The sequence below is a fragment of the Pseudogracilibacillus amylolyticus (SeqCode) genome, from assembly GCF_051918545.1.
Taxonomy (GTDB): domain Bacteria; phylum Bacillota; class Bacilli; order Bacillales; family Amphibacillaceae; genus Pseudogracilibacillus.
In genome coordinates this window covers 1-4,348 of the sequence record NZ_JBPPZG010000280.1, presented here as the reverse complement: position 1 = coordinate 4,348, position 4,348 = coordinate 1, and the positions used below count along the sequence as shown (strand labels likewise).

3 protein-coding genes and 3 pseudogenes are annotated in these 4,348 nt (G+C 36.8%); 3 read left to right on the top strand and 3 right to left on the bottom strand.

The window, feature by feature from the left end; translation table 11 throughout:
- From ACPYKA_RS19445 to ACPYKA_RS19435, 3 pseudogenes are all read left to right on the top strand, one after another.
- Positions 1-126 (top strand): annotated as a pseudogene (locus ACPYKA_RS19445) (DNA-binding response regulator); the annotation flags it as partial.
- Between the two features lie 9 nt (positions 127-135).
- Positions 136-335, top strand: a pseudogene (locus tag ACPYKA_RS19440) (IS1595 family transposase); the annotation flags it as partial.
- Between the two features lie 61 nt (positions 336-396).
- A pseudogene (locus tag ACPYKA_RS19435) lies at positions 397-879 on the top strand (DinB family protein).
- Between the two features lie 153 nt (positions 880-1,032).
- On the opposite strand, the gene ACPYKA_RS19430 reads toward ACPYKA_RS19435, so the two are convergent.
- The 3 genes from ACPYKA_RS19430 to ACPYKA_RS19420 all read right to left on the bottom strand — a co-directional run bounded on the left by ACPYKA_RS19430 (position 1,033) and on the right by ACPYKA_RS19420 (position 4,129).
- Positions 1,033-2,520 carry a tripartite tricarboxylate transporter permease gene (locus tag ACPYKA_RS19430; protein ID WP_479543850.1) on the bottom strand — a complete coding sequence of 496 codons (1,488 nt, stop codon included), beginning with the start codon at positions 2,518-2,520 and terminating at the stop codon, positions 1,033-1,035.
- Positions 2,521-2,535: 15 nt separating this feature from the next.
- Positions 2,536-2,994, bottom strand: a complete 459-nt coding sequence (locus ACPYKA_RS19425; RefSeq protein ID WP_479543849.1) for a tripartite tricarboxylate transporter TctB family protein — start codon at positions 2,992-2,994, stop codon at positions 2,536-2,538.
- 82 nt (positions 2,995-3,076) lie between these two features.
- Complete coding sequence (locus ACPYKA_RS19420) at positions 3,077-4,129, bottom strand: tripartite tricarboxylate transporter substrate binding protein (RefSeq protein WP_479543848.1); 1,053 nt, start codon at positions 4,127-4,129, stop codon at positions 3,077-3,079.
- Positions 4,130-4,348 lie beyond the last annotated feature (219 nt).

The window sequence follows — 4,348 nt, the reverse complement described above, 5'->3', positions numbered from 1 at the left end:
ATTGGTGTAACACGAACTACTGCAAGACGTTACTTGGAATATTTAATTTCGCAAGACCGCGTAAAAGCAGAACTCAACTATGGTACGGTTGGTAGACCTGAGAGGAGATATATTTTAAAAAAGTAAGGCTGTGTTTATTGGAGACACAATCTGTTAAGTGCATTAAAACAAATGGATTTTGAAAAATTTGATGGTATCGTTGAAGTTGACGAGACCTATTTCCTGTGCTCTGAAAATGGGCAACGTGGGATTTCAGAACGAAAACCTCAAAACCTCGTAAGCGTGGCGGAAAATCTAAACACAGAGGAATAAGCCAAGAACAAGTATGTGTTCTTTAATATATTTCAGCGATAAATGACTAAATTAGACAAGAAATTTAACTTTGGAGTGATTATTATGATTAAGTTTTTTGAGTACAACTGGCAGGTTAGAGACGAATGGATTAACTGGTGCAATCAACTAACAACAGGAGAGTTGTTAAAAGCCCGCATAGGTGGAGTCGAGAGTATTTTATACACTCTTTTTCACATTATTGACGTTGAATATAGTTGGCTGCGTGGTATCCAGGGTAAAGAAGACGTGGTATTTGATTTTGACAATTATAAGACTCTTGAGAAGATGAAAAATCTCTCAAATACATTACGATATGAAATAGTCGATTTTTTAAAGACCAATTTAGATGAAAAACACGATAGATTTGTAAAAGTTCCCTGGGATGAAGATGAATACACTAAAGATGAAATATTACATCACATAATTGCCCACGAAATTCATCATATCGGTCAACTCTCTGTTTGAGCAAGAGAAATAGAATTAACGCCTGTATCCGCTAATTTTATCGGTAGAGAGTTAAAGTCAGTTCATTCTTACTTAAAGTGATGTAGCTAAATAAAGATTAGGAAACCATAGTTTGGTTTCCTTTAATTTATCTATTTAACAACATTAAAGTTTAACAGAGCCAAAAGCAAAATTAAAAAGTCTGCAGATAAGAAAAAGCTATCCACAGACTCAATTTGTTCTTAAATCGATGCATTACGCCCTTTGTTTCCGTAATTGACGAAAGAGCGGATATAGAAAAGATAACAGTGCAATAAGTAATAGTGATAAAGCAATTGGATCTTTTACAAAAATTAATAGGCTACCATTTGAAATGGTTAATGATTGTCTGAACGCTTGCTCCATCATACCTCCTAAAATAAATGCGAGGATAAAGGGTGGTGCGGGGAATGCGAAAAGACGCATTAGAAACCCAACTACCCCGAAAAGTAAAAGCATATATAAATCAAATGTGTTAAAACTAATTGCATATACCCCAATAATACTAAACATAACAACTAAAGAGATTAATAATGGACGTGGAATTTTTAATATTTTTGCAAAATACGGTATCAATGGCAAATTTAAAATTAATAACACAACATTCCCAATATACATACTTGCAATAATTCCCCAAAAAATCTCCGGACGCTCTGTCATTAATAATGGACCAGGCTGTACACCTAACACAATAAACGCACCTAACATAACTGCTGTAGTACCCGATCCTGGAATTCCCAAACTTAATAATGGCACAAAAGCACCACTTGTTGCGGCATTATTAGCTGTTTCAGGACCTGCAATTCCTTTAATAGCGCCTTTACCAAATTCATCAGGGTTTTTGGAGATCCTTTTCTCCATAATATAAGCAATAAACGAAGCAATCGTAGCCCCTGCCCCAGGTAAAACGCCGATTAAAAATCCAATTATAGATTGTCTGCCAACAGGACCTTTCATTTCATTGAGATCTTGTTTTGATAGACGAATACTACCAATCTTATGTGCTTTACTCTGCGCTGCATCCTTTCGATTAATTACCAATGTACATACTTCCGCTAAGGCAAATAATCCTAATGCGATGACTAGAAAATCAATACCTTCCAATAGGTTTACATTGCCAAAAGTAAAGCGCTGTGTCCCTGTTTGAGCGTCAATCCCAATTGTAACAACCATAAATCCGGCAACAGCCGAAATTAACGCTTTAATGGTTGATCCTTCTGATAAACTAGAAATAGCTGTTAAACCCATAAACATAAGGGCAAAATATGCAGGAGGGCCAAATACAATCGCTACACTAGCCAATGTTGGAGCAAGTAGCATTAATAAAACAACAGTTATCGTACCACCTAGAAAGGAACAAATGGCAGCAATTGCTAGAGCTTTTCCAGCCTTTCCTTGTTGTGCCATCGGATACCCATCAAATGCAGTTGCAACAGTTCCAGAGACACCTGGAGCATTTAATAGTATGGAAGAAGTGGATCCTCCATAAATAGCTCCATAATATACACCTGCCATCATCACTAATGCAAGTGTAGGATCCATCCCAAAGGTAATCGGGATCATGACTGCAATGGCACTAATCGGCCCTAAACCCGGCAACATTCCGATAATTGTTCCAACAAAGCAACCGATAAATACAAATAACATTCCTTCTAGACTAAACGCTAGCTGAAATCCTGTTAATATCCCCTCTAGTGATCCCATGTAAATTTCCCTCCTTTAAAATGGTAATATTCCTTTTGGTAAACTAATTTTTAAAAACTCTGTAAAGGCAAAGTACATACATAAAGGAAATATAACAGCTGTTAATATATTTGCGATATACTTTTTAAACCCAAGAAACCATGAACAAAAGAAAATAAATAATCCTGACATAACGACAAAACCGAGTATTTCAAGAAACATAATATAAACAAATACAAATGCGAATACCACAATTAAAGCAATGATATCTGTCTTTGGTATATTCCTTCTTGCTTTCTGCTCCTCCGTTTCTGAGTCCTTTGAAAAAAATAAGCATATCGCTAACACAATTAAAAGTATCCCTAGAAACATCGGTATAACATTTGCATCTACCTCGGTGTATGCGAATGAAGGTAAACGAAATGTTAAAATGAGATAACCTATTCCAATTAATAGTAATACAACGCTTATTCGCTGATTCAATGTCTTAAGCATGGATTTCACCACCTAGATTTTTTCTTTAAGTTATAAAATGAAGCCAATGAATGGATCATTGACTTCATTTGCTACCACATGTTTATTGGGCAAGCCCTAATTCATCCAATAATTCTCCAAGTTCTTCTTTTTGTAAATCCAAGAATTGTCTGTAATCGTCACCTGCCATGAACATTTCATCCCAACCATATTGATCGCGAATCTCAGCAAAAGCATCTGAATCACTTAATTCCTTAAATTTCTCTATATAGTACTCAGTTGCTGCTTCATCCATGTTCGGTGGACCGAAAAATCCTCTCCAATTTGTAAACGATTCGTCAATCCCTTGTTCTATTGCAGTCGGGAAATCTTCCAATACATCACCAGTCAATCTTTCTTCAGATGTAACGCCTAACACTTTAATCTTGCCCGCTTTAACTTGTTCAACGGTTTCGGCAACGCCAGTTGAAAACACATCAACACTGCCATTTAGCAATTGTGTCAGTCCGCCACCCTCTTGATCGGAAACATATTTAATTTTCGTAATATCTACCCCAGCAGCTTTGGCAATTTGAATAAACTGCATGTGATCCATACTACCAGGCGATGATGCACCAACTACTGTAATACTCTCTGGATCCTTTTTCATATCATCAAAAAGTTCGTTTAAATCATTCCACTTCGCATCCGCTTTTACGGCAAATGCACCGTAATCCGCAATCATATTAGCAAGCGGAGTAAAATCTTCATGTCCATATTCAGATTGACCATTTAAAGGGATGAACATGATCGGTGGTGATGAAACAAATAGGTGGTAAGGGCTGCCTTCTTTACTAGCAATATATGCCCAACCAACTGCTCCACCGCCTCCTTCTTTGTTAACAACTCCCATACTCTGCTCAATGATGCCTTCTTCATTGAATACTTTAGCAGCCATACGTGCAGTCGTATCCCATCCACCACCAGCTCCAGATGGTGCAAGAATTTCAATTGACTCTTCTGGCTCCCAATTACTATCAGACGCCTCACCTTCTGAGGTACTACTTTCTGATGATTCATTCTCACTTGTGCTACTTGTTTCATCTGATTGATCAGAACAAGCTGCACTAAATACCATTAAGAGCGCAAACAAAAATAATGATAAATACTTTTTCAAACTGTTTTCCCCCTTCTGGTTACTTTATTAAAATTTATAATTTAACAATAATCTAAATTGCCCAGAATGTAATCGTTTTCAAAATAATGAGCAATTAGTTTTTTATATAAGTTTTGTTCATTACGTTCACAATTAACAATTTAGTGAACTACCCACCACTTACCACCCTTACGGGTTGCTTGAAGTGGGGGCTTCTTGGGTAATCGCCACTCTTGGTAG